The sequence below is a fragment of the Arthrobacter oryzae genome, from assembly GCF_030718995.1.
Lineage (GTDB): Bacteria > Actinomycetota > Actinomycetes > Actinomycetales > Micrococcaceae > Arthrobacter > Arthrobacter oryzae_C.
On sequence record NZ_CP132204.1, the window covers coordinates 247,554 to 269,987 of the forward strand.

General features: G+C 65.8%; 18 protein-coding genes and 1 tRNA gene. 5 read left to right on the top strand and 14 right to left on the bottom strand.

From position 1 onward, the window contains the following. Positions 1-2 precede the first annotated feature (2 nt). The gene (zapE, locus tag Q8Z05_RS01130) at positions 3-524 is read left to right on the top strand and encodes an AFG1/ZapE family ATPase (protein ID WP_305941708.1); all 522 of its coding nucleotides are present in this window, start codon (positions 3-5) and stop codon (positions 522-524) included. On the opposite strand, the gene Q8Z05_RS01135 is transcribed toward zapE, so the two are convergent. Continuing rightward, entirely contained in the window at positions 521-3,199 is a 2,679-nt protein-coding gene (locus tag Q8Z05_RS01135) for a PEP/pyruvate-binding domain-containing protein (protein WP_305941709.1), read from the bottom strand. The genes zapE and Q8Z05_RS01135 overlap by 4 nt on opposite strands. 153 nt (positions 3,200-3,352) lie before the next feature. Between Q8Z05_RS01135 and Q8Z05_RS01140 the strand changes: the two genes are divergently transcribed. Then, positions 3,353-3,703, top strand: a complete 351-nt coding sequence (locus Q8Z05_RS01140; RefSeq protein ID WP_305941710.1) for a hypothetical protein — start codon at positions 3,353-3,355, stop codon at positions 3,701-3,703. Here the strand turns inward: Q8Z05_RS01140 and Q8Z05_RS01145 are convergent. From Q8Z05_RS01145 to galU, 6 genes are all read right to left on the bottom strand, one after another. After that, positions 3,684-4,445 (bottom strand): S1 family peptidase, encoded by a 762-nt coding sequence (locus Q8Z05_RS01145; protein ID WP_305941711.1) that lies wholly within the window; start codon positions 4,443-4,445, stop codon positions 3,684-3,686. The genes Q8Z05_RS01140 and Q8Z05_RS01145 overlap by 20 nt on opposite strands. Positions 4,446-4,618: 173 nt before the next feature. After that, entirely contained in the window at positions 4,619-6,211 is a 1,593-nt protein-coding gene (locus tag Q8Z05_RS01150; RefSeq protein WP_305941712.1) for an ABC-F family ATP-binding cassette domain-containing protein, read from the bottom strand. 104 nt (positions 6,212-6,315) lie between these two features. Beyond that, positions 6,316-6,388 (bottom strand) — tRNA-Ala (locus Q8Z05_RS01155). Between the two features lie 125 nt (positions 6,389-6,513). Then, entirely contained in the window at positions 6,514-7,278 is a 765-nt protein-coding gene (locus Q8Z05_RS01160; protein WP_371745908.1) for a hypothetical protein, read from the bottom strand. 354 nt (positions 7,279-7,632) lie between these two features. Beyond that, the gene (locus tag Q8Z05_RS01165; RefSeq protein WP_305941713.1) at positions 7,633-8,250 is read right to left on the bottom strand and encodes a GNAT family N-acetyltransferase; all 618 of its coding nucleotides are present in this window, start codon (positions 8,248-8,250) and stop codon (positions 7,633-7,635) included. A gap of 6 nt (positions 8,251-8,256) precedes the next feature. Continuing rightward, positions 8,257-9,162 (bottom strand): UTP--glucose-1-phosphate uridylyltransferase GalU, encoded by a 906-nt coding sequence (galU, locus tag Q8Z05_RS01170; protein ID WP_305941714.1) that lies wholly within the window; start codon positions 9,160-9,162, stop codon positions 8,257-8,259. 111 nt (positions 9,163-9,273) lie between these two features. Here galU and Q8Z05_RS01175 point away from each other — a divergent pair, with 111 nt between their 5' ends. From Q8Z05_RS01175 to cpaB, 3 genes are all read left to right on the top strand, one after another. Next, positions 9,274-9,870 (top strand): 5-formyltetrahydrofolate cyclo-ligase, encoded by a 597-nt coding sequence (locus tag Q8Z05_RS01175; protein WP_305941715.1) that lies wholly within the window; start codon positions 9,274-9,276, stop codon positions 9,868-9,870. Between the two features lie 137 nt (positions 9,871-10,007). Continuing rightward, positions 10,008-10,253, top strand: coding sequence for an FmdB family zinc ribbon protein (locus tag Q8Z05_RS01180; protein WP_305941716.1), 246 nt, complete (start codon positions 10,008-10,010; stop codon positions 10,251-10,253). Between the two features lie 110 nt (positions 10,254-10,363). Further along, positions 10,364-11,092, top strand: coding sequence for a Flp pilus assembly protein CpaB (gene cpaB / locus Q8Z05_RS01185; RefSeq protein WP_305941717.1), 729 nt, complete (start codon positions 10,364-10,366; stop codon positions 11,090-11,092). A 61-nt stretch (positions 11,093-11,153) separates the two neighbouring features. Here the strand turns inward: cpaB and Q8Z05_RS01190 are convergent, their stop codons facing one another. From Q8Z05_RS01190 to Q8Z05_RS01220, 7 genes are all read right to left on the bottom strand, one after another. Then, positions 11,154-15,275, bottom strand: a complete 4,122-nt coding sequence (locus Q8Z05_RS01190; RefSeq protein WP_305941718.1) for an AAA family ATPase — start codon at positions 15,273-15,275, stop codon at positions 11,154-11,156. Positions 15,276-15,404: 129 nt separating this feature from the next. After that, a complete protein-coding gene (gene guaA, locus Q8Z05_RS01195) occupies positions 15,405-16,994 on the bottom strand; it encodes a glutamine-hydrolyzing GMP synthase (protein WP_305941719.1) in 1,590 nt (529 codons plus the stop codon). A gap of 109 nt (positions 16,995-17,103) precedes the next feature. Then, complete coding sequence (locus Q8Z05_RS01200; protein WP_305941720.1) at positions 17,104-17,637, bottom strand: DUF3817 domain-containing protein; 534 nt, start codon at positions 17,635-17,637, stop codon at positions 17,104-17,106. Next, positions 17,634-18,491: an SURF1 family protein gene (locus Q8Z05_RS01205; protein ID WP_305941721.1), complete on the bottom strand. Its 858-nt coding sequence runs from the start codon at positions 18,489-18,491 to the stop codon at positions 17,634-17,636. The genes Q8Z05_RS01200 and Q8Z05_RS01205 overlap by 4 nt, the downstream gene beginning before the upstream one ends. A 126-nt stretch (positions 18,492-18,617) precedes the next feature. Next, on the bottom strand, positions 18,618-19,106 hold the full coding sequence (locus tag Q8Z05_RS01210; protein WP_305941722.1) for a PTS sugar transporter subunit IIA: 489 nt from the start codon (positions 19,104-19,106) through the stop codon (positions 18,618-18,620). 49 nt (positions 19,107-19,155) lie between these two features. Further along, entirely contained in the window at positions 19,156-20,907 is a 1,752-nt protein-coding gene (locus Q8Z05_RS01215; protein WP_305941723.1) for a glycerol-3-phosphate dehydrogenase/oxidase, read from the bottom strand. Between the two features lie 143 nt (positions 20,908-21,050). Continuing rightward, positions 21,051-22,187, bottom strand: a complete 1,137-nt coding sequence (locus tag Q8Z05_RS01220) for a GuaB3 family IMP dehydrogenase-related protein (RefSeq protein WP_043482875.1) — start codon at positions 22,185-22,187, stop codon at positions 21,051-21,053. Between the last annotated feature and the right edge of the window lie 247 nt (positions 22,188-22,434).

Consider the following 22,434-nt stretch of genomic DNA (forward strand, 5'->3'; position numbering starts at 1 on the left):
GCATGACCGGTTCATCGTCTCGAGGCGAGTACCCTGGCGCCGAGCACCCATCGGCTGGCGCCCCGCAGCCCGCTACCCGGCCGGGCAGGATCCTCATCCCAGGCACAGCCCGCCAACTGGGCACGTTCGGTTTGTTCGTGCCGGCAGCCGGCCAGCGGCGGATCGTGGAGGTGTCCGGCCATCCGCTGGAGGTGAAAAGCGCCGAAGGGGATCTCTTGTGGATCAGCTTCCAGGAACTTACGGACTGCCCGGCTACTGCCCTGGACTTCGCCTCCCTGGCCGCCCGGTTCGGGGAATGGGTAGTGGACGGTGTCCCTGATCCGGCCGCGGCCGGGACTCCCGGGTGGAATTCGCCGCAGTGGAAACGGCTCCTGGCGGTGGTGGACGTCCTGTTTGCTGCTGACGTGACCGTGTTCCTCATCGGTAAGGCGCTTCCGGACTTCGGCGCGGACAGCCCCTTGTCCTTGCTGCTACGCGTGGAGTCGGACGAAGAACTCCCGGCGGGGCATTCGTCCGGCAGTTAGTCCCGCCCGGACTGGACGATGGTCACGGTGCCGGCGCCGCCGTCGACCTCTATCTGCTGCCCGCTCGCGATCCGGCGGGTCGCCACCCCCGTACCCAGCACCGCCGGGATGCCGTATTCCCTGGCCACAATGGAGCCGTGGCTCAGCGGACCGCCAACATCCGTGACCACGGCCGAGGCCATGGCGAACAGCGGGGTCCAGGCCGGAGTGGTGATGCGGGCCACCAGCACCTCCCCCGGCTGCATCCGGGAGAAGTCCTCGGGTCCGGCCAGCACGCGGGCCGGAGCGGTAACCCGCCCCTGGCTGGCGGCCACACCCTTGATGGTGTTCCCCTGCTGGTCCTGTGACCCTTCCGGCATCATCCCGGCGAGTGAGCGCTGCAGCCACCGGATCTCCGGCAGCATTTGCGGGGCGGTGGCATTGCGCTGCCCCCGCCAGCGCAGCTTCCGCTCGTTGATTGCCCCGGCCAGGACCGGCTGCCCGGCCCCCGTAATCGCCGCCGGACTGCTCGCTGCAGCCAGGCCGAATTCGACGGCGCTGCTGACTTCGTGGTGACGGAGCCAGAACACGTCCCCGGGGCTGGTGATGAGTCCGGCAGCGGCCAGCCGCCGTCCCAGTTCGTGCAACATGCGCCGCATCAGCGGCCAGCCAAGTCCGACGTCGGCGAGCGCGTCCTCCCGGATCGGCGCCGGGCCCTGCGCCCACCGCAGCAAACGCGCGAAGGCTGCCCTGCGGACCGGGTGCAGCCGCGCCAGTATTCCGGCGGTGCTTTCCTCGCGGCGTGCTGCCGCCATTTCCTGCCGCCGGTGCGGGTCGTTGCCCTGTCCGCGCAGGTAGAACTTCAGCGTGTCAATCAGCGGGGCGGGGTCGTCCGCGGGTACGGGGTTGATGAAGTCCAGGTTGTAGACCGTATGCCCGAAGCGGTCCAAATGGAGCTGGAACCGGTGTGCCCACTCCCGCCACAAGCCGGGACCCATTCCGGCCGGTGCCGTCCCCGATAGCTGGGCGTCGATGAGGGATCCGGTGGGCGTCGCCAGGATGGCCGTTGCGAGCCCCGGGACCCCGCGCGACCACCCGGCAAGGTCGAAGAGTGCTTTTTCTGCCCGGATGGGTTCGCTGTCATAGCCCAGCAGGAATGTCGCTGCCGGCGGATCGCCGGCCTGCCGGACCAACTTGTCGTAGAACTTCTGGAAAGCGAGTTCGCTTGACGTCGCGACGGGGATGATGGACTGGACTGCTGTGTAGTACACCGTGCCCGCATCAAGAAGGGCTGAGATCCCTTCCAGCAGCTCCTCCCCGGTCAGATCCGCGACAGGCTTTGCCGACCAGGATTCCACCACGGCCACGTAGCGCGGATGCGAATAGTCGCGCCAGCCCTGGATTCCCATGTGGGCTTCGCCCCGGATAAGGGCGCGTACAGCCGCCGGCGTCTTGCCCACCAGCCGCCACAAAGCAGCGGTCCGATAGTAGTAGTAGGCGTAACCGTTGACGGCCGGCAGGCCCAGGTCGCCTGTGCGGAGGCTGCTCTTGCCGAATGCCTCATCCAGCAGGGCATTCAGCGAGCGCGAGACCGAACCGTCGATGAGGTCGGCAAACAACGGCGAGAGCGGATCGGGAAGCTGTTCCACGATGCTCGCCCGGAAATAGAGCCCCTTCGGGTAGGGCACGCTCCAGTCGCGCGGCGTTTCCCCCGCGGGCTCGGGCAGGGCGGTGATGGGCCGTGATTGAAGGATGAAGAATTCGCCATCAGCCCGCGCCCACTCGATGTCCTGCGGGGAGCCGAAATGCTGCGAGATACGTGCTCCGTAGGCCGCCAGGGCTGCTGCCGCGGCGTCGTCCAGTACGGGTTGGTGCCGGCGGGCTGCAGGCACCGGCTCCTCGTGCGTGCCACGGTCGGCGTACGTGGTCATGACCGCTTTGTCCGCCGTCCGCCGGGACGCCACCTTCCCCGTTGCGGCCTCGACGACGATGTCGTCCGTGGAGACGGCGCCGCTGACGACGGATTCACCCAGCCCCCAGGCTGCTCCGATCACGATCTGGTCGCGGCGTCCGGTGGCTGGATTGGCAGTGAACATCACGCCCGCGGCGTCCGCGGCCACCATCCGCTGGACCACCACAGCGAGGCGGACCTCGTCCGGCCGGATGCCTTCCCGTGCCCGGTACGCCATGGCGCGGGCCGTCCAGAGGGAAGCCCAGCAGTTGACCACGGCCTCCAACAGGGCATCGGCGCCGTGCACGTTGAGGTAGGTGTCCTGCTGGCCCGCGAAACTGGCCGAAGCAAGGTCTTCGGCAGTGGCGGAGGAACGTACGGCCACCGTGGCTTCCGCGTCTCCTTCACTGCCTGTGCCTGTCCCTGTGGCCAGGCCGCGGTAGGCGTCACGGAGTTCGGCGGCGATGGCTTCCGGCATGATGCCGCCTGCAAAGAGTCCGCGGATCCGTGCTGAGGCTGCCTCGTAGTCCCGGGTGACGGCGGATGAGGGCAAGGCGGCGTAGTCCTGGATGGGTCCGGCCAGCAGGTTGTCCCGGACGAACAGCTCATATGCTGCCGTGTTGAGCAGGAAGCCGGAAGGGACGGGCAGGCCCGCCCGAACCAGTTCACCGAGCCCGGCGCCCTTGCCGCCCGCCGTCGGGACGTCGTCCCGGCCGACCTCGCTGAAATCATTGATGTAGACCATGACCGCGGTGCCTCCTGTCCAGTCGGGCGTGCCGGCAGCCCCTGATCCACAACATACTGGCACGCGCAGGGGTATCAGGCCATGGGCCGGCGTATCCGTGGTACCGCCACAAGGCCCTACCGCTTCGTTACCGCGGTCCATAGGGTGGGTCCCATGGCTGATGCATTTTCCTCCCTCGTGGAGGCGTTCAGGAACGTGGGTGTGGCGAGGGCGTACGGGGAGCCGGTGCAGATCGGCGGCGAGGAACTTGTTCCTGTCGCGTTGGTGTCCTTCGGGTTCGGCGGCGGCGGTGACTCCGGCACCGCGGGCACAAGCGGGGCTGCGGAAGGCGGCGGAGGTGGCGGTTTCGTGCTCCCGCTCGGCGCCTACACCAAGAACGGGGAGGGCCGGGTGGTGTTCCGGGCCAATACGCTGACCGTTCTGCTGGGCCTGGTCCCGGTGGTGTGCGCTGTAGGGATGTCCCTTCGAGGAGTGGTGAAGGCCGTTAGCGCAACCCGGCGGTAGCCCTGATCCAGTCCAGTTCGTACGGAACCGAGGCCGATAAATTCAGGTAGGCAGGGGCGGGCGGCAACTCGATGGCATTCGTTACCCCCACCAGCTTCTGTTCACCGTTGTCCGACCAGATGACAGGGCCGCCGCTATCGCCGCGGTTGGCTGACGTGTGCGGCGAATACGTGCAGAACTGCCATGGTCCCGCGATGTCCGGGCACGCCTCCGCGGGGACAGCCAGCAGCCGGGTTTCAACGAGCCGGCGCGCGGCGTCGCAGGGCGCTGCTGCATCGAAGGGGTTCCCTGTGCAGCCGTAACCGGCCACTGTGACTTCGGCTCCGAGCGGCGCCGGCGTGGACGCAAGTCCGATGGTGGGCTCGGAAACGGCCGACTGCAGGAAGAGCAGGGCAATATCGTCCTTGATCAGCGCAGGGTCGTAGTCCGGCATGGGCACGGCAGTGGCCACTCCGATGGTGTATTCCGAGCGCTTCTGGCCGAAGTGGAAGGTCACGTCGATGGCGGAAGGGCTGCGTCCGTTGTTGCTGATGCAGTGCGCCGCCGTGACTACGGTGTCTTCGGTGATCAGGGACCCGGTGCAGGATGCGGTTCCTTCCGGGTAGGCCAGCTGCACCCTGACGGCCCACGCGTAATCGTCCGGGTCAGCCCTGCTCCCGTTAAAGACCGCGTTCGCGGGCGTGGCCGTTGCCATCGTGAGGGCGGCGGCGACCAAGGCCGACAGCAGATTTACTGTGCGCATGAGGTTGCTCCTCATCGTTGCCTGAAGATAATACGCGGATGTGGTGTAGGAACGGTGGAAACCGGGTTCCCGGAGATCACACATCTGCCCCCAGTCGCAGCACCATAACTCTGCGCCCCCCGCCAGCGGCCGTCAAGGCACTACCGAGGCGGACGGGCATATCCCGGTCAGCCTCAGGCGGCGCGCACCTTCACCTCGCCGGGCAGTGCCGCGTCGGCACCGAAGACCAGGTATCGGTTGGCGATCTTCTCACTGAAGAACCTGTCGTGGCTGACCACCACCACGGCACCCGGAAAGTGCATCAGCGCCCGTTCCATCACCTGGGTGCTGGACAGGTCCAGGTGGTTGGTGGGTTCGTCCAGCAGCAGGACCGACGCACCGGACAGCAGGCACTGCGCCATCGCGACGCGGGCTTTCTGGCCGCCGGAGAGGTTCCCGATTTTCTGCTTGAGATCCGCTTCGGAGAACTGGAACATCGCCAGGAACCGGTTGACTGACTTTTTGGTGGCGCTGAAAGCCAGGCTGTCCGGCAGGGCATTGACTGCGTGCGAAACCGTGTCGGCGTCGTCGAGCTCTTCGAGCATCCGGTTGTAGGAGACGAAACCGGGGCCTTTCGCCCAAGAGACAACGCCGGCGTCTGCGTCTTCCTCGCCCGTCAGCACTTTCAGGAGGGTGGATTTGCCGCTGCCGTTCGAGCCCAGCACAACGATCCGGTTCCCTCGCCTGATCTCGAAGCCAAGGTCTTTGAAGAGTGCCTTGTCCCCGTAGGATTTCCACAGCCCCTCCACCCGGCAGAGGACGTCCTTGACGTGCAGTCCGCCATAGATCTCGGTGACGATCTGGTCCACCGGCCTGGGCGTGCGGGATTTCTTGATCTTTGCCAGCTGGTTTCCGAGCCCGCGGCTGGCGGCTTTGGCAGCCTCGCGACGGTCGGCGATGCCCTCAGCCTCAAATGCCAGGAGTTCGGATTCATGCACAAACTGCTGCTCGAGGGATTTGAGCCGGAACTGCTTCTGCACGATGTATTCACCGAAGTTGCCCGGGTATTCGTGCAGGTGGAAATTCTCCACTTCGATGATTCTGGTGACGACGGCGTCAAGGAACTTCCGGTCGTGCGAAACGATGACCGCGGCACCTTTGAAGTCGCGGAACCAGCTTTCCAGCCACTCGACGCCGGCTACGTCCAGGAAGTTGGTGGGCTCATCGAGAAGCAGCACGTCCGGGTCCTCCAGGAGGATTTTTGCCAGCGCAGCCCGGTTGCGCCAGCCACCGGACAGCTCGTCGATGGCGCACACCCGGTGGGCACCGCTGAAGCCGAGCGTCGTCAGGACTTTGTCAATCCTGCGGGGATAGTCCCAGCCGTCGAGGCGGTCCATGTCTTCGAACAGACCGGCCTGGCGTTCGATCAGCCGGTCAAGTTCGTCTCCCTCAGGGTCACCGGCGATGGCCGTGTCAATGGACGCCAGTTCCGCCTCGACAGCTTTGATTTCCGAGAACAGCGCGTCGAGGACCTCGGTAATGGTTGACTCCCCGTTCAGTTCGGAGAACTGCGAGAAGTAGCCGATCCTGGTTCCGGGCTCCACCGTCACGGTGCCGGACTCCGGCGTTATCCGGTCAAGGATCAGCTGGAGCATCGTGGTCTTGCCTGAACCGTTCTTGCCGATGAGCCCCACCCGGTCGCCCGCTTCCAGGCGGAAGTATGCCTCGCGCAGTATCCGGGTGTTATCGAATCGCACGCTGACGTCTTGCAGCCGGACAAGGCTCATTGCTGCTGTCCTCTCGAGGGGTGGTTCATGGGTGCGTTGTGCCGGACCGGCAAAGAGAAAGCTCCCTGATCCGGCGCTGGCGCCTGATCAGGGAGCTTATTCAGTGGAGCTAAGGGGATTCGAACCCCTGACCTCTTCGATGCGAACGAAGCGCTCTACCAACTGAGCTATAGCCCCGGGCCGCTGCTGTTCCCTCGAAGTAACTCCGCAAACAGGCAAACCGGTGTCCCTAGGCTACAAACTATCGGCCCGCTTCGCCAGCCAGCCTTCGAATGTCTCACTGCAGGGCTGCTTTTCCCGGGTCAGGCGCGGCGGCGCTGCAGGACGTCGTCCAGGTTGCTTAAGGCGCTCTGGGCCTTGGTAAGGGTCTTGGGGGCCGCTGCACTGACAGCCGGGGCTGCAGCCTGCCCCTGTTTGAGGGACGGCTTGCCTACGGCTTTCGGCGCCTCAGGCAGGTCCAGGGGTTCCGGGGCTGCCCGTTCCGCTTTGGCAGCTTCGACGTACGTCGGTTTGGGAACGTCTACCGGTTCCCAGCTGGATTCCGCGCTGACCGCCGATCCCGGTGCGGTGGCGGTGCGGAGCGCAGTGTCCCCGGAGGCCTTCGCCTCGGCGAGGGCCGCTTCACGCAGTTCATGGGCCGTCAGCGGCTTCACTTTCGGTTTGTTGCCTGCCTCCGCGTCAAAAAGCGGGCTCTCCGGGGCATCCACCACCGGGCCCCTGCTGGGCCGAGGGCCGGCAGGGCGCATCGGCCGCTGCGGGGCAGTCATGGCCGCCCGGAATGCCGCATTCATCCTGGCGCGCCGGTCGCGCACCGCCAGCCGCCGCAGCAGAGCCACGGCTGCTACAGCCGTCAGGAAGGCGCCAACAGGCAGCCAGGACGATCCCACCCCAAAAATACGGAGGACGCCGGCCACAACACCAGTCAACAGGGAAACCAGGCCCACCAGGGCGATCGCGCATCGTCCGTATCGGATCCTCAGTGCGCCCGGACGCGCCTTGGCCGGCTTCGGGCCGGCGGCGGGTGTCAGGGATGCCTGCGCGGATCCGGTGGCCTGCTTGGTTTCCATTGGTTTCTCCTGCTGGGCGGTCATCTTCATGACGTTTCCGGCTTGGGGGGGTGGTTCGGAAAAGCTGATGTCGGACGTCAGCTCTGCTGCGTGTTGAAGCTGATGCCGGCGGTTCCTGAGTACATAGGGGGCCACCCACACAATCCAGAGCGCGACAGCGACAACAAGGATCACTGAGCTGCTAAGGGGGAAGTCCACATTCAAAACCGTATGAGCAATTGGCCGGCAGCTCTTGCATTAGCTCCGGTGTGTCGCAGGGCAGGTGGCAAATCAATGGACTTATGACAGGAAACGCAACGCGGTAAAGTCCGAACGGCCCCGCTGGACAGAAACCGCCGGCTCAGTCCGGGAGGCTCAGGCCCGGCGGCTCCTCAGCCATCTGGCCAGCAGTCCCTCCGGAACTTCTTCGGAGGTCAGTGCGAAGGAGCGGTGGTCCGCCCATTCCCCGTTGATGTGCAGGAACCGCGGCCGGTAGCCCTCGTCCCGGAACCCCAGCTTCTCCACCACCCGGAGGCTGGGCCCGTTTTCGGGCCGGATGTTGATTTCCATCCGGTGCAGCCCAAGGCTGCCGAAGCAGTAGTCGGTGGCCATGGCCACAGCCGTGGGCGCAATCCCCCGCCCGGCACAGGACTTGTCCACCCAGTAGCCAAGCGTCGCCATCATCGCCGAGCCCCAGACGATGGACGACACCGTCAGCTGGCCCACAATCGCAGGATCGCGCCGGGCAGGTGTGCGTTCTGCGATCACAAAGGGCAGTGCGGTGGCCTGAGCAGCCTGCGCATTGAGGGACCTGACCATCTGACGGTAGTCCGGCAGCGCCCCTCCGGGAGCAGGATTGGAGGCTTCCCAGGGAGCGAGCCATTCGGCGTTGCGGGAGCGGACCGCCATCCATTCCTTGCGGTCGCGGTACCGGATGGGGCGCAGCACAATGTCGCCGCATTCCAGCGTCACCGGCCAGATGCTGCCCCGCACGGGACGTTACTTGGCCAGGGAGGCAGTGAATTCCGGCAGCCACTCGCGCAGGCCGGGGCCGAGGTCGTCGCTGTCGCAGGCCAGCTGCACGCACGCCTTGAGGTAGCTGAGCTTATCGCCCGTGTCGTAGCGACGGCCGCGGAATACCACGCCGTAGACGCCGTATCCTTCGCCCTCCCCTGCAGCAAGTTCCTGGAGGGCATCGGTGAGCTGGATTTCCCCGCCCCTGCCCGGTTCGGTGCGTTCGAGGACATCGAACACCGCCGGGTGGAGGACGTAGCGGCCGATCACGGCCAGGTTGGAAGGGGCCTCGGCCGCCTCGGGCTTTTCCACAAGCTTCCGGATCCGCACGAAGCCGTTCATGTCTGTCTCGTCGATGTCGGCGCAGCCGTAGGCGCTGATCTGGGAGGGCTCCACTTCAATCAGTGCCACCACCGAGCCGCCGGTCCGGGCCTGCACTTCGATCATCTTGCTGAGCAGTTCGTCCCGTGCGTCGATAAGGTCATCGCCAAGCAGTACGGCGAAGGGCTCGTAACCGACATGCTGCTTGGCCCGCAGCACTGCGTGGCCGAGGCCCATCGGGTCGCCCTGGCGGACGTAATGGATGTCGCCGAGGTTGCTTGCGGCCTGGATGGCTTCGAGCTTGGTGGTGTCGCCTTTGGCTTCAAGGGTGGACTCCAGCGAAGGGACCCGGTCAAAGTGGTCTTCGAGGGCGCGCTTGTTCCGGCCGGTGATCATCAGGATGTCCGTGAGGCCGACGTTGACCGCTTCCTCGACCACATACTGGATCGCGGGTTTGTCCACAACCGGCAGCATTTCCTTGGGCATGGCCTTGGTGGCCGGAAGGAACCTGGTGCCGAGGCCCGCAGCAGGAATGACAGCCTTGCGGACGGAAGTATTGGTGGTAGTCACTGGACTAATCTAGCGTCAGGGGCCAAACATTGGGTAATTGCACTGACGCGCCACGCTGGCCTGCACCGGGCCATTGGTGCGGGGCCACGCGACATGGAAGGACGGGCACTCATGCCGTCGAAGGAAGAGATCCGCTCGGCCCACAGGCTCCGGCGTGCCGCTTTGTCAGCTGCCGGGCTGGAGGCCGCCGGCGCGGGCATCGCCCGCCACGGGCTGCAGTGGGCCACCATGGTTGCCACCGGCGAGCGGAGCACTTTTGCCGTGTACCTGGGGGTGGGTTCCGAGCCTCCCACGCTGCCGCTCATTGCCGCCCTGCACAGCACCGGGCACCGCGTGCTGCTGCCGGTCTGCGGACCTGCCCGCACCCTCTCGTGGGTCTACTGGACCCCGGCCACCCGGTTCGTCCGCAGCAGCTACGCACCCATCGATGAACCCGTCGGGGAACAGCACGGCACCGAGACCATGCAGGAAGCGGCCGGGATCTTCGCTCCTGCCACAGCCGTGGACCTGTCCGGCAACCGGATCGGCCAGGGCGGCGGCTATTACGACAAGTTCCTCGCCGGACTGGAAGCTGACGGACTGCCCGTGCCTGCTGCTGCGGTGGTGTTTGACCACGAAGTCCTGCCGGCCGGGAGCATCCCGGCAGAGTCCTTCGACCACAAGATCCCGGTAGCAGTCACGCCGTCACACCTCACGAAGCTAATGTGAAGCGCGCAGTCTGCGGATGATAGAATTGGCACTCAGGCCCTGCGACTGCTAAAGGACGGAACCTGTCGAGACTAAATCGGCGGGGATTTGTCCAGGCAGCACGGGACCTGCTCGTTTGTCCCAGAGGAGGATTTCCAGTGCCCACGTATGCATACGCCTGCAAGGACTGCAGCCACGCCTTCGAGATCGTGCAGTCGTTCACCGACAGCTCCCTCACCTCCTGCCCTGAGTGCGAGGGAACCCTGCGCAAGAAGTTCAACAGCGTCGGCGTCGTCTTCAAGGGGTCCGGCTTCTACCGGACCGACTCGCGGGATTCCAAGGGCAGCAGCGTCTCACCTGCCCCGGCGTCCGCTCCGGCACCTGCCGCCGCAGCAGCCAGCTGAGAGCACACCCCACATTCGCTGCCGCAGGGCGGTTCCCCGCCTAGGGCGGTTGTCCACATAGGACGACGGCGGGCTGTCCGCACCCCGTGCGGCCTCCGTAGCCTGACGACATGCCCTCCAGCTTCCGCACCCACGGACTTTCGTCGCCCAGGCAGAGCTTTCGGTCCCGAAGCCCTGGCCGTTCCGGACCGCCCGCCCCCCGGCGCTTCGCTTCGTGGCTCACCCGTAACCGCCGGCTCGTTGTTGCGCTCCTTTTGTGCGCTGCCGCCGGCATCACCGTCCAGCAGCTGACACCGGCGCCGGCCCACACGGTCACTGCCCTCGCATCGGCGCGGGATCTTCCCGCGGGAACCGCGCTGTCCGGGGCTGACGTATTGCCGGTTAGCGTGCCGCCCGGGATGATGCCCGCCGGAGCCTTCACAGACGCCGCCGCCCTTGAAGGCAAGCAGCTGGCGGCCCCTCTCCGGAAGGGCCAGCTGCTTTCGGATACACAGGTTCTGGGCCCCGGCCTGCTGGCGGGCGCCCCTCCCGGATCGGCGGCTGTGCCGTTGAGGATGGCTGATCCGTCGTCGATCCAGCTGGTGGCACCCGGCCAGCTCGTCAACATTGTCATGACCAACGGCACCGACTACGGCAAGGCCGCCGAATCAGAAGTGCTGGCAGCTTCCGTACCCGTCCTCTGGACATCAGGACAGGGCGGACAAACCGGGCAGTGGCTTGGCACAGGCGAAACCGAGGGCCTCATAGTGGTCGCCGCCGATCCTGACCAGGCGCGCCGCCTCGCCGGCTCCTCGACCCAGGGCAAGCTCTTCTTCGTACTGGTTGGAGCGCAGGGCTAGCCGCAGCGGGCTGGCTGCACCAACCCGGACCATCCGGCCCCCTCGCCTGCCTGGGGCGGGCTCAGCCCCAGTGCGGTGGTTTCTGCTCCTGCAGCCAGGCATCGTGGTCGTAGTCCGACCCGTGATCGCCCCAGCGCTTGGGGTCATCCTCGGAAGCCTTGTTCGGCAGCACGCCCGCCGGAACGACGGCCCCCGCTGCCTGGCGGGGCCCGTCGGCCGCCGCATCGTCCGTCCCGCCGTGAGGGGCGCTCTGGCTGTCCGCTGTTCCGCTGTTGGTGTCCATGCTTTTTTCCTTGATATCTTCCGCTTCTTCAGCGCCGGCCGCGCGGCCCTCGTCCGTCCCGCCCGGCTCTGCGTTGTTCAACGTCAGGTTGTCTACATCATCCTCGAAGTACGCTTGCGAGGTTGAGGAGAAGCCTGCGGCAACCGGCTTCTCCAAGCCCAGGTAACCGCCGATCCGGTCAGCGCAGGCGGAAGGATCGGTGAACACCTCGATTGTCCACAACGGCATGTAACGCCAGCCCAGCCGTTCCAACAACTGCGGCCGGAGCCGGCTCCGTTCCCGGACGCTCATTCGGTGGTACTGCTCAGTGCCGTCGGACTCAATGGCTACAGGCCGGGGGATCTCGGCGTCATCCTGGCCGATGGAATTCACCGGATCCGCAGCCGCGGCAACGTCGATCACGCCGTCGTACTGGTGCCAGACCCTGGCACCGCGGGCACGCAGCCTATCCCCCAGGTCGGCCACCAGGGGGTCGGCCCCGAGTGCCTGCTCGCTCGCTGCCGCGCGGGAGGCCGGAGTCCCCAGGTCGGTGTTACCGGCGATTTCGCGGTTGAGCAATTCATAGAAGTCGGCTGCCCCGTGGCTGAGACGGCTGACGTCCAGGTCTTCCGGTTTGAAGCAGGTAAGCACGTGCAGGGAACGCCGGGCCCGGGTCATGGCCAGGGCGAATTTTGCCCGGCCGCCCTCGGCCGACAAGGGACCGAAGTTGTGGAGCGCACGGCCGTGCGGCGTACGGCCGTAGCCCGGGGAGAAGATCACGTGGTCGCGGACCAGCCCCTGGGCCCGTTCCAGGTCCACCACCCGGAAGGATTCGGGCCCGGCACTGAAGAAACTTGCCAGCAGCGGGTAGTTGGGCAGCTGCAGCCGGATGGCCTCGCCAATCCTGGCGGCGTGGCGGAGGCTGGCAGTGACCACTGCCAGGGAGGTCCGTGGGCGCAGTCGGGCATGTTCAAAGACCAGGTCCACCACGCGGTTGACCTCGGCGACGGCGGATTCCACGCCCTCCTGGTCGGCGCTCGGCAAGCCGGTGCCGTCCGGCAGGTATTCCACAAGCAAGGCGCGGTCCAGCCCGGTGGCCGTCTGTCCCTCGGGGAGCCTGTGGAGGCGGCCGTCGTAGAAACTCTTGCTCAGCTGCAGCACGAGGTCTTCGTCAACGGCCCGGTACGCTGACGTCAACCGCCGGACGGGCAGCACGCCGGACAGCGCTGTGTAGGCACTCTCGACCCCCTGGTGGGCGGTTTCGCCGGCAGCAAGCCGTTCGACGCCCACGGTGAAAGTGCGGGGGCTGGCAATCTTGTCGTCGCCGAAGGCAATCACCTGCTTGGCACGGGCGATGGCGGGAAGGACCGCCTGAAGGGAGGTCGCTTCGGCATCGAGGATGACCACGGCATCGAACTTCTGCTCCGCCGGGAGCAGTCCGGTCATCAGGTAGGGGCTCACGGACCACACGGGCACCAGCATGGGAACCAACGCCGGTGCCTGTGCCGTGAGGGCAGCCAGGGTGACCCGTCCGTCCTTAAGGAGGCTCCGGAGCAGGTCTGCCTGCCGGGGGTTCTCGGCGATGCCGGCGCGCCAGCGCTCGGAGAGTGTCCAACGCAGCCTGGCGGCACCGCTGGCGATGTGGGCGTTGTCCGCCAGGCGGTACTCGGCTTCCAGCTGCCGCAGCGCGTCGCCGTCGGACATGGCCAGATAGTCATCGCCGCTGATCATCGCTTCAAGGGCCGACTGCCACCAGGCAAGTTCCAGCTCGGATGCGACCGATTCTGCCGGCACCTCACGCTCCGCCAGGTCGGTGAGGAGTTCCCCGAGCCCGTGCTCACGCATGTTCTCGATGAGCAGCGTCCGCTCAGGGAGCGTCTTGAGCGTCCGGGTGTCGGCCACCAGCCGTTCCAGGCGTTCCATCAGTTCTTCGTACGGCGTGTGCTGGAGGTCTCCGCCGGCCGCCGTGTGCTTAACCGCCGCACCGAGCTGGGTCAGTTCGCGCTCCAGGCTGCGGTACATCACGTTCAGTTCGCCCAGGCCTGACGGCACCGCGGGATGGCGCTGCGTGGTGGCGTAGTCCGCCCAGAGGGCCCGCTGCTCCTGGACCAGCACCAGGGAGCTGTGGAGGTCGGCGATGTGCACGCCGGGACGAACGTACTCCTTGGCGACGCGGCGCAGCCGGGAACGCTGCATGGACGGCATCTCGATGTTGCGTTCGCGGCGCCACGGCGAGGTGGCGGTGGCCGAGATGAGGTCGTGGACGGGCCGGTCGAAGATGTCCGGGGTGAACTTATCCAGGCTCTCCCGGACCGCCATCAGCAATTCGAGCTGGGCACCCCATTCGGAGAAGCTCGACCCGAGGCGGATCTGCGCGTGCTCGGCCACCTCGTTCATGCGGTTCCGGAGCACGGGCAGGTTCTTCTCAACCGAGCGCGCAACTTCCTGCGCCTCCTCGGTTTCCTTTCGGGTCAGAAGCCGCGCCCCGTGCCAGGGGCTGGCCGTGGACGCCCGGCTGAAACTGCCCAGTTCGGCGGCGCGATGGAGCCTGCCGGCCAGTTCCTCCCGGTCCCTGATATTGTCCAGGACGCTTCGCTTTAGCCGCACCGTGGTGGCCGGCGCCGGCTGGATGGACGTCAGCTCAGCCAGTGACTGCATGGCCTGGTAAGGCGAGCAGCCCCAGCGCTGGCGGACATTGTGCAGGGAGGCCACATGGTCCATCAGGGCATGACGGTGCTCTGCGAGCGTGGCGTGCAGGTTGTCGAGCTGGGGCTGAAGCGACTTTTCATTGCGGACAATGGCCCGCACCAGCTGTCCCTTGAGCTGCAGGGGTGTCGCCGTGCCGGTCAGGGCAAACAGGATGGACTCCAGGCCCAGCGTCTCAAGCTGGGCCCCGATCTCGCTGAGGCTGGCACGGCGGTCGCCTACCACCAGGACAGTCTTTCCTTCGTCCACCAGCGCGCCGATGGTGTTGATGGCCGTCTGGGTCTGGCCGGTTCCGGGCGGGCTGCTGACGAGAAGGGAGTCCCCGGCACGAACGGCATCCACCACATACTGCTGGTCGGCGTCGGCGTCGAGGAGCAGCAGCTCCGAGGCCGGGTCCCGCTGGTCAATGTCCTGGAAGCGGCCCTCCGCTAGTTCAGCCACCTCCACGGCCTCGCCGGTTCCGGACCGGGCCAGGGCTGCGACAAGGGCGTTGTTCTGGTTGATCCACGGGTCATCGAGGTTCCCGGAAAGGTCGGCGAAGGTTGAGACGAGCAGGTTGTGCTCCACCTCGGCCCCGTGGATGGGCTTGATGAGCGTCCCCAGCCGGTCCAGGACGGGCTGTGGATCAAACCGGGCCGTGCTGTATGCCATCCGGGTGACGGCGTTAACGTCGAAGACAATGCCGTGGATGCTTTTCAGGTGCCGGATAAGCGCCGGATTGATCTGTGCCTGCTCCGTCAGCTGGAGTTCGTAGTCGTCCTCGCCCGGACGGACGGTCAGGGAGATGGCTGTGAGCATCACGGGCGCAGACACCCGCTGGGGCTTTCCGCCAACAGCCGACGTCCAGGACACAGTACCGGCCGAAAAGTAGCCTGCGTCGATGCCGCGGTCGTTGCTGAGCTCGAAAATCTTGGAGCGGAGGTTCCGTGAAGCCCTGGCGGCCACCACGTACTGTGCGTGATCGCGGATCAGGGTGGACAGGCGGGTGCGCCTTCCCGCCATGAGCTGGGCTAAGCCCGACGGATGCGCATGGGTAAGGTCGATTGAGCCTTCCGGGGTCTTGGTGAATCGAAGCATCGTGTCTGCTCCGGTGACCGGCTTAAGCCCCGACAGCCACTTCCTGAGCTCCTCGGAGCCCTCTGGGAGGCCTTGACCAACTGACACTACTGCCTTCTTTTCTGCGCTTGCACGTGACGCCCTGGACCATACCGGCATACTTTCGAGCGTAGCCCGAATCAGGGCCCAGTGAGAGACCGCAACACTGGGGGCGACCAAAATAGGGCCGGATTTGGCGGAATATAAACAAGTGGCCGGCCTCATCGCTGAGGCCGGCCACTCAAAGTGCTATTCCCACTCGATGGTTCCCGGCGGCTTGCTGGTCACGTCCAGCACCACCCGGTTGACGCCGTCGACCTCGTTGGTGATGCGGTTGGAGATCCTTGCCAGCAGGTCGTACGGAAGCCGTGACCAGTCAGCGGTCATGGCGTCCTCGGACGAAACGGGACGAAGGACGATCGGGTGCCCGTAGGTGCGGCCGTCTCCCTGGACGCCGACGCTGCGGACATCCGCCAGCAGCACTACAGGCATCTGCCACACCTCGTTGTCCAGGCCGGCCGCAGTCAGTTCGGCCCGGGCGATGGCGTCGGCCTTGCGCAGCAGGTCCAGTCGTTCCTTGGTGACTTCGCCGACGATGCGGATACCGAGGCCCGGGCCCGGGAAGGGCTGGCGGCCCACGATTTCCTGCGGCAGTCCCAGCTGGGCACCGACAGCGCGGACCTCATCCTTGAACAGCGCACGAAGCGGCTCAACGAGCTCGAACTGCAGGTCTTCCGGCAGGCCGCCCACGTTGTGGTGGCTCTTGATGTTGGCCGCACCTTCGCCGCCGCCGGATTCGACGACGTCCGGGTACAGCGTTCCCTGTACCAGGAACTTGATCTTTTCACCGTGGGCTGCGGCCTCGGCGATGATCGCCAGTTCGGCTTCCTCGAACGCCCGGATGAACTCGCGGCCGATGATCTTGCGCTTCGTCTCAGGATCGCTGACTCCGGCGAGTGCCGCCTGGAACCGCTCCTGCTCGTTGGCAACGTAAAGCTTGACGCCGGTGGCTGCCACGAAGTCGCGCTCAACCTGCTCGGCTTCGCCTTCACGCAGCAGGCCGTGGTCCACGAACACACATGTCAGCTGATCGCCCACGGCGCGCTGGACCAGGGCAGCCGCGACGGCCGAGTCAACGCCGCCGGACAGGCCGCAGATGACCCTGGCGTCGCCGATCTGCTTGCGGATGCGGTCCACCTGCTCCTCGAGGATGTTGCCCGTGGTCCAGTTCGGTTCCAGTTTCGCGCCCTTGAACAGGAAGTTCTCGAGCACCTGCTGGCCGTAGGCCGAGTGCTTGACCTCAGGGTGCCACTGCACGCCGTAGAGGCACTTCTCCTCGTTGGCGAATGCCGCCACGGGAGCGCCGGCAGTGGTGGCCAGCACTTCGAAGCCTTCCGGGGCTTCCTGGACGGAATCGCCGTGGCTCATCCAGGTTTTCTGGTGGTGCGGCAGGCCGTCCAGGATGGACCGGGCCTCCCCCACCGTGGTGGCTTCCGTCGCGCCGTATTCGCGCAGGCCTGTCTGGGCTACCGTGCCGCCAAGGGCGTCGGCCATCGCCTGAAAGCCGTAGCAGATGCCGAAAACGGGGATCCCGGCTTCGAAGAGGTCTGCACCCACCTTCGGTGCGCCGTCGGCATACACGCTGGAAGGGCCACCCGAAAGGATGATGGCGGCGGGGTTCTTGGCCAGTAGCTGCTCGGTGCTGTAGGTATGCGGAACCACTTCCGAATACACATTTGCTTCCCGGACGCGGCGGGCAATCAGCTGCGCGTACTGGGCACCGTAGTCAACAACCAGCACCGGCTTCTGGGAAGTCTGGGATGCAGTGGGAGTAGTCACCGTCCTAGACTACTTGGGCGCCTGCCGCGTCGCACCTTGAGGCGGCCCCCGGCGGCCTTAATCGGCCCCGGTCGTTAGGGATCTCACACTGCAGCCGGCACCGACGGGGTCAGTAGCGCTTTGATGCCTGCGGATTGGCGGCGAGTTCGGCCTCGACCTCTGCGTGGAACTTCTTCTCGACAAAGAAAGAGAGGAACGGAACCACACCGCCCAGGGCCAGGACGATCAGCTTCGCGAACGGCCACCGCATCAGCGACCACAGGCGGAAGTTGGACATCAGGTACACGACGTACATCCAGCCGTGCACAATCAGTACCGCCACCGAGAGGTTCACTCCCCCCAGCACGCCCTGCGGCTCAGCGTCGGCAAACCCGATACCGAACGGCTGGCCGGTCACGGCGTTGGTTCCGCCTGCGAACAGGTACTGGCCGAACGCGTAGCGGGCAACCAGTTCTGCGCACAGCAGCAGGAGCATCCCGCCCGTGAGGTATGCGAGGACTTTGTAAAACTTCAGGGCCGAACGGATCTGGGCTTCGGTGCCGCCAAACCTACGCTTCTTGCCCGGTTTTCCGGTGCCTGAACCGGGGCGCGATGCGCTGGTCTGAGACGGCTGTGGCTGGATGGCCGGCTTGGGGTCGATCATGGCTGTACCTTTTGTTCGGAAGGGCTGGATTGCTCGGGAGGGCCGGAATTGTCATGGTGCTGGCCGTGGTCGTCGTCCTCGTCGTCCTCAAGGTCCCGACGGTAGTCGTCCTTCACCATGCGCCACCAGATGAACAGCGCGAAGCCGGCGAACACAATCCACTCCACGGAGTAGAAGAGGTTTAGCCAGTTCACCTGCTGGGCCGGGGGCTGCGGGCCGATGCGCAGGGGCTTTAGCTCGCTGCCGGCAGCCGCGGCGCTGACGTCGGAGCCTCCGGCCACCTCGGACGTGGCGGCGACGAACCCCGGATAGCTGCTGACTTCCCAGACGTTGATCAGTTCGGCCACGGACACCGCAGTCGCGAATCCGCTTTCGGGGGCGGTGTTGGGCAGCGGCGCCTCGGACGGCAGGAGCCGTCCGGTCAGTTCAATAACGCCCGACGGCGGCGGCCCGGCTTCCGCCGTATCGGCCACCCATCCGCGCGCCACCGGGATCCATGTCCGGGGTGATGCGCCAACGCCGCTGAGGACGGGGGCATCCTGGACCGCAAACGCCGAGACAACCCAATAGCCAGTGGCGCCGCCGTTGAGGCGGCCCGGAACCAGCACCTGTTTGTCGGGATCGTAGGTTCCTTTGGCGGTGACCATCTGGTCCGCCACGGAGCCGAGGAAGAAGTCACCCGGCTGCAGTACCGAGATGAGCGGCTTGCTCTCCTCAGTGCCGGACGAAACAGGCGCCTCCGGCTGGGTTGACCTGCCGAATTGCCACTGGCTCAGCAGCACGAAAACCCCGGAAATAACGATCGCAAACACCAGGCCTGCGATCCAGCGGGGTTTGAGGGCAGTTTTCAACACACGTTAACCGTACTTCGTCCGCGTGTAGAACAACGAAACGGGGGTAGCGCGAGCGAACACTTGGGGCCGCTCGCAATGGGGCCCCAAGTGTACGTTCGCGCAGTTTTGAGCTGCCAGCCCCGATGTCTAGTGGTCGAAGAACACCAGGCTGGAGTTGATGAGCTCGGCGATCACTTCGGGATCGTAGGCCCGGCGCAGGGATTCCCGGAACGACTCCTTCGACAGGGAGCGGGCCAGGGTGGCGAGCACCTCAAGGTGGTCCGAGAAAGAGCTGGCCGGCGTGGCGATGAGCAGGATGACCGTGGCCGGCCCGTCGGCCGCACCGAAGTCCAGGGCTTTTCCGTACTTGGTGATGCCCACAGCGATGGAGGTCCGCGACACGAACTCGCTGCGGGCGTGCGGAAGACCGACTCCCCCGGGCAGGCCGGTGGCCAGCTGGTGTTCCCGGGCGTTGACGTGCTTCAGGAAGCCGTCGAGGTCCGAGACGCGCCCGGCCGCATGGAGCCGTTGCGCGAGCTGGGTCGCTGCGTCAACCTTGTCCTTGGCATCAAGCTCAAGAATCACCATTTCCGGCGTGGTGAGTTCGGCATCGTACCGGTCCAGTGGTTCCGCCAAGAGTTGTCCCTTCAGTGAGGCAGGAGGCGCGCGTCAGGCATCTGCCTTGTCAGCGCAACGGGACGATGTCCTCGACGCCCAGGCGCGCGGCGTCGGCAGATTCATCGTCAGGCTGCTCCTGGCTCAGCCGTTCGGCTTCCACCCGGGCAAGGTAATGCTTGATTTCGCTTTCGCGCTGCGCATCGCTCCAGCCAAGAATTTCCCCCATCAGCTTAGCGACTACGGGGACGGCGGACACACCCCGGTCCCAGGACTCAATGGAAATGCGGGTTCTGCGCGTCAAAACGTCGTGTACATGACGCGCCCCTTCATGGGTGGCCGCGTAGACCGCTTCGGCCTGGAGGTAGTCGTCGGCTCCAGGCAACGGTTCGGCCAGGGCCGGGTTTTCCTTGATGAGGGCCAGGACTTCCGCGGCCATCGATCCGTACCGGTTGAGCAGGTGTTCAATCCGGGCCACATGCACGCCGGTTTCCTCTGCCGTCCGGTTCCGGCGGTTCCACGCCGCTTTGAAGCCGCTGGCGCCCAGCAGGGGGATGGTGTCGGTGCAGCTGGGCGGAACGCGTTCGTCCATGCTCCGCGTTGCTTCGTCGACGGCGTCCTTGGCCATGACACGGTAGGTGGTCCACTTGCCGCCGGCCACCACCACAAGGCCCGGCACCGGATGTGCCACCACGTGTTCGCGGGAAAGCTTTGCCGTTGAGTCGTTCTCGCCGGCCAGGAGCGGACGCAGCCCGGCGTAGACGCCTTCGACGTCCTCCCTGGTCAGGGGCCGCTTCATCACCTTGTTGACGTGCTCGAGGATGTAGTCGATGTCCTTGCTGGACGCAGCCGGGTGCGCCTTGTCCAAATGCCAATCCGTGTCCGTGGTGCCAATGATCCAGTGCCGGCCCCACGGAATGACGAACAGCACCGATTTTTCGGTCCGCAGGATCAGCCCGACAGTCGACTGGAACCGGTCGCGCGGGACCACCAGGTGGATGCCTTTGGAGGCACGCACCTTCAACTGCCCGCGGTCCGTCACCATGGCCTGGGTTTCATCGGTCCAGACGCCGGTGGCGTTGATGACCTGCTTGGCCCGGATGCTGAAGGTGGAACCGTCCTCACGGTTGACCACCTTGGCGCCAACCACCCGCTCGCCTTCGCGCAGGAAATCGACCACAGCCGTTTGGTTGACTGCATGGGCGCCGTAATACGCCGCGGTGCGGATGAGGTTGGCCACGTACTTGGCGTCGTCAACCTGGCCGTCGTAGTAGCGGATGGAGCCGACGAAGGCGTCATCCTTCAGGCTCGGCGCAGCCCGCAATGTGCCGCGGCGGGACAGGTGCTTATGGAACGGGACGCCCCTCTGGTGGCCGCTGGAAATGGACATGACGTCGTACAGGGCAATACCCGCGCCCACGTAAGGCCTTTCGAAGAAGGGCCTGGTCAGCGGGTAGAGGAAAGGTACTGGCCGGGCAAGGTGGGGGGCGATTTCGGACAACAGCAGGCCGCGTTCGTGAAGTGCTTCCTTCACCAGCCCGAAATCGAGCATTTCGAGGTAGCGCAGGCCGCCGTGGATGAGCTTGGAGGACCGTGACGACGTACCTGCGGCCCAGTCGCTGGCCTCCACGATGCCCACGCTCAGGCCGCGGGTCACTGCGTCCAGCGCGGCGCCGGTGCCCACGATGCCGCCGCCGACGATGAGGATGTCGAGTTCCTTGCCCGGCTCCATCGTTGCCTTGAGCGCCGCCAGCGACGCTTCCCTGGCGGCAGGGCCAAGTGCCCCCTGGGGAAAGGACGAACCACCGGAAGAACTGTTCATTTCACGCCTCCATCCGCATCAAACCTCGTAGTTCACCAGACTACTTCCTAGGCATGCGGATGGGCAGGGCCCATTTGGGGCCGGTCCCGGAGTCCCGGGACCGGCTCAGTCGTGGAGGTGGCGGGTCAGCTTCGGGTGGCGTTTCAGTTTCCGGAGTAGGGGGACACGACGACGTCGACCCGCTGGAATTCCTTCAGGTCCGAATAGCCGGTGGTTGCCATGGAGCGGCGGAGGGCGCCGATCAGGTTGGACGTGCCGTTGGTGTGGTGGCCGGGACCGAAGAGGACCTCCTCGAGCGGGCCCACAGTGCCGACGTTGACCCTGTCGCCGCGCGGCAGTTCCAGGTGGTGGGCCTCCTGGCCCCAGTGCCAGCCCTTGCCCGGCGCTTCTTCGGCGCGCGCCAGCGCGCTCCCGAGCATCACGGCGTCAGCGCCCATGGCAATGGCCTTGACGATGTCGCCGGAGGAACCCATGCCGCCGTCGGCAATCACGTGAACGTAACGACCGCCGGACTCATCCATGTAGTCGCGGCGGGCCGCGGCGACGTCGGAAATGGCGGAAGCCATGGGCGAGTGGATGCCCAGGGCGCGACGGGTGGTTGTGGTGGCGCCGCCGCCGAAGCCCACGAGCACGCCGGCGGCGCCGGTGCGCATGAGGTGGAGGGCAGGGGTGTATCCGGCCGCGCCACCCACGATCACCGGGACATCGAGCTCATAGATGAACTGCTTGAGGTTCAGCGGCTCGTGGTCCTTGGAGACGTGCTCGGCCGAAACCGTGGTCCCCCGGATCACGAAGATGTCCACGCCGGCCGCGACGACAGTCTTGTAGTGCTCCTGCGTGCGCTGCGGGGTGAGCGAGCCGGCCACCGTCACGCCGGCGGCCCGGATCTCGGCCAGGCGGGAGGTTATCAGTTCCGGCTGGATCGGCGCCTGGTAGAGCTCCTGCATCCGCCGGGTGACGGCCGGGCTGTTGGTCTCGTCCTCCAGAGCCCCGATCTGGTCAAGCACCGACTGGGGGTCCTCGTACCGGGTCCAGAGACCCTCAAGGTCCAGCACGCCCAGGCCGCCGAGGCGCCCCAGGGCAATGGCGGTCTCGGGCGACATCGCCGAGTCCATGGGCGCCGCGATCACCGGCATGTCGAACTTGTAGGCATCTATCTGCCACGAGACCGAAACGTCCTTGGGATCACGCGTACGACGGTTGGGGACGATCGCGATGTCATCCAGGGAGTAGGCACGACGCCCACGCTTGCCACGGCCAATCTCAATCTCATAAGTCACGTGACCACTTTACTTGACCACGCGGGATACGGCGGGGCGACGCCCCGCGGCCATCCCGGAAACTGATAGTCCACCCTTTATTGACACGTTTTGTCAACCATTTACAAGTTATGAAAATACCTTTACGTTTACTCTCGGTTACCACCTGATCCACCACGTGACCATCCATCACTCCACCCTCCGGGCCACCCGTGTGCCCGATCCGAGAAAGAAGTTCCCTTTGGTAAGAGCAGGAAGTGCATCAGTC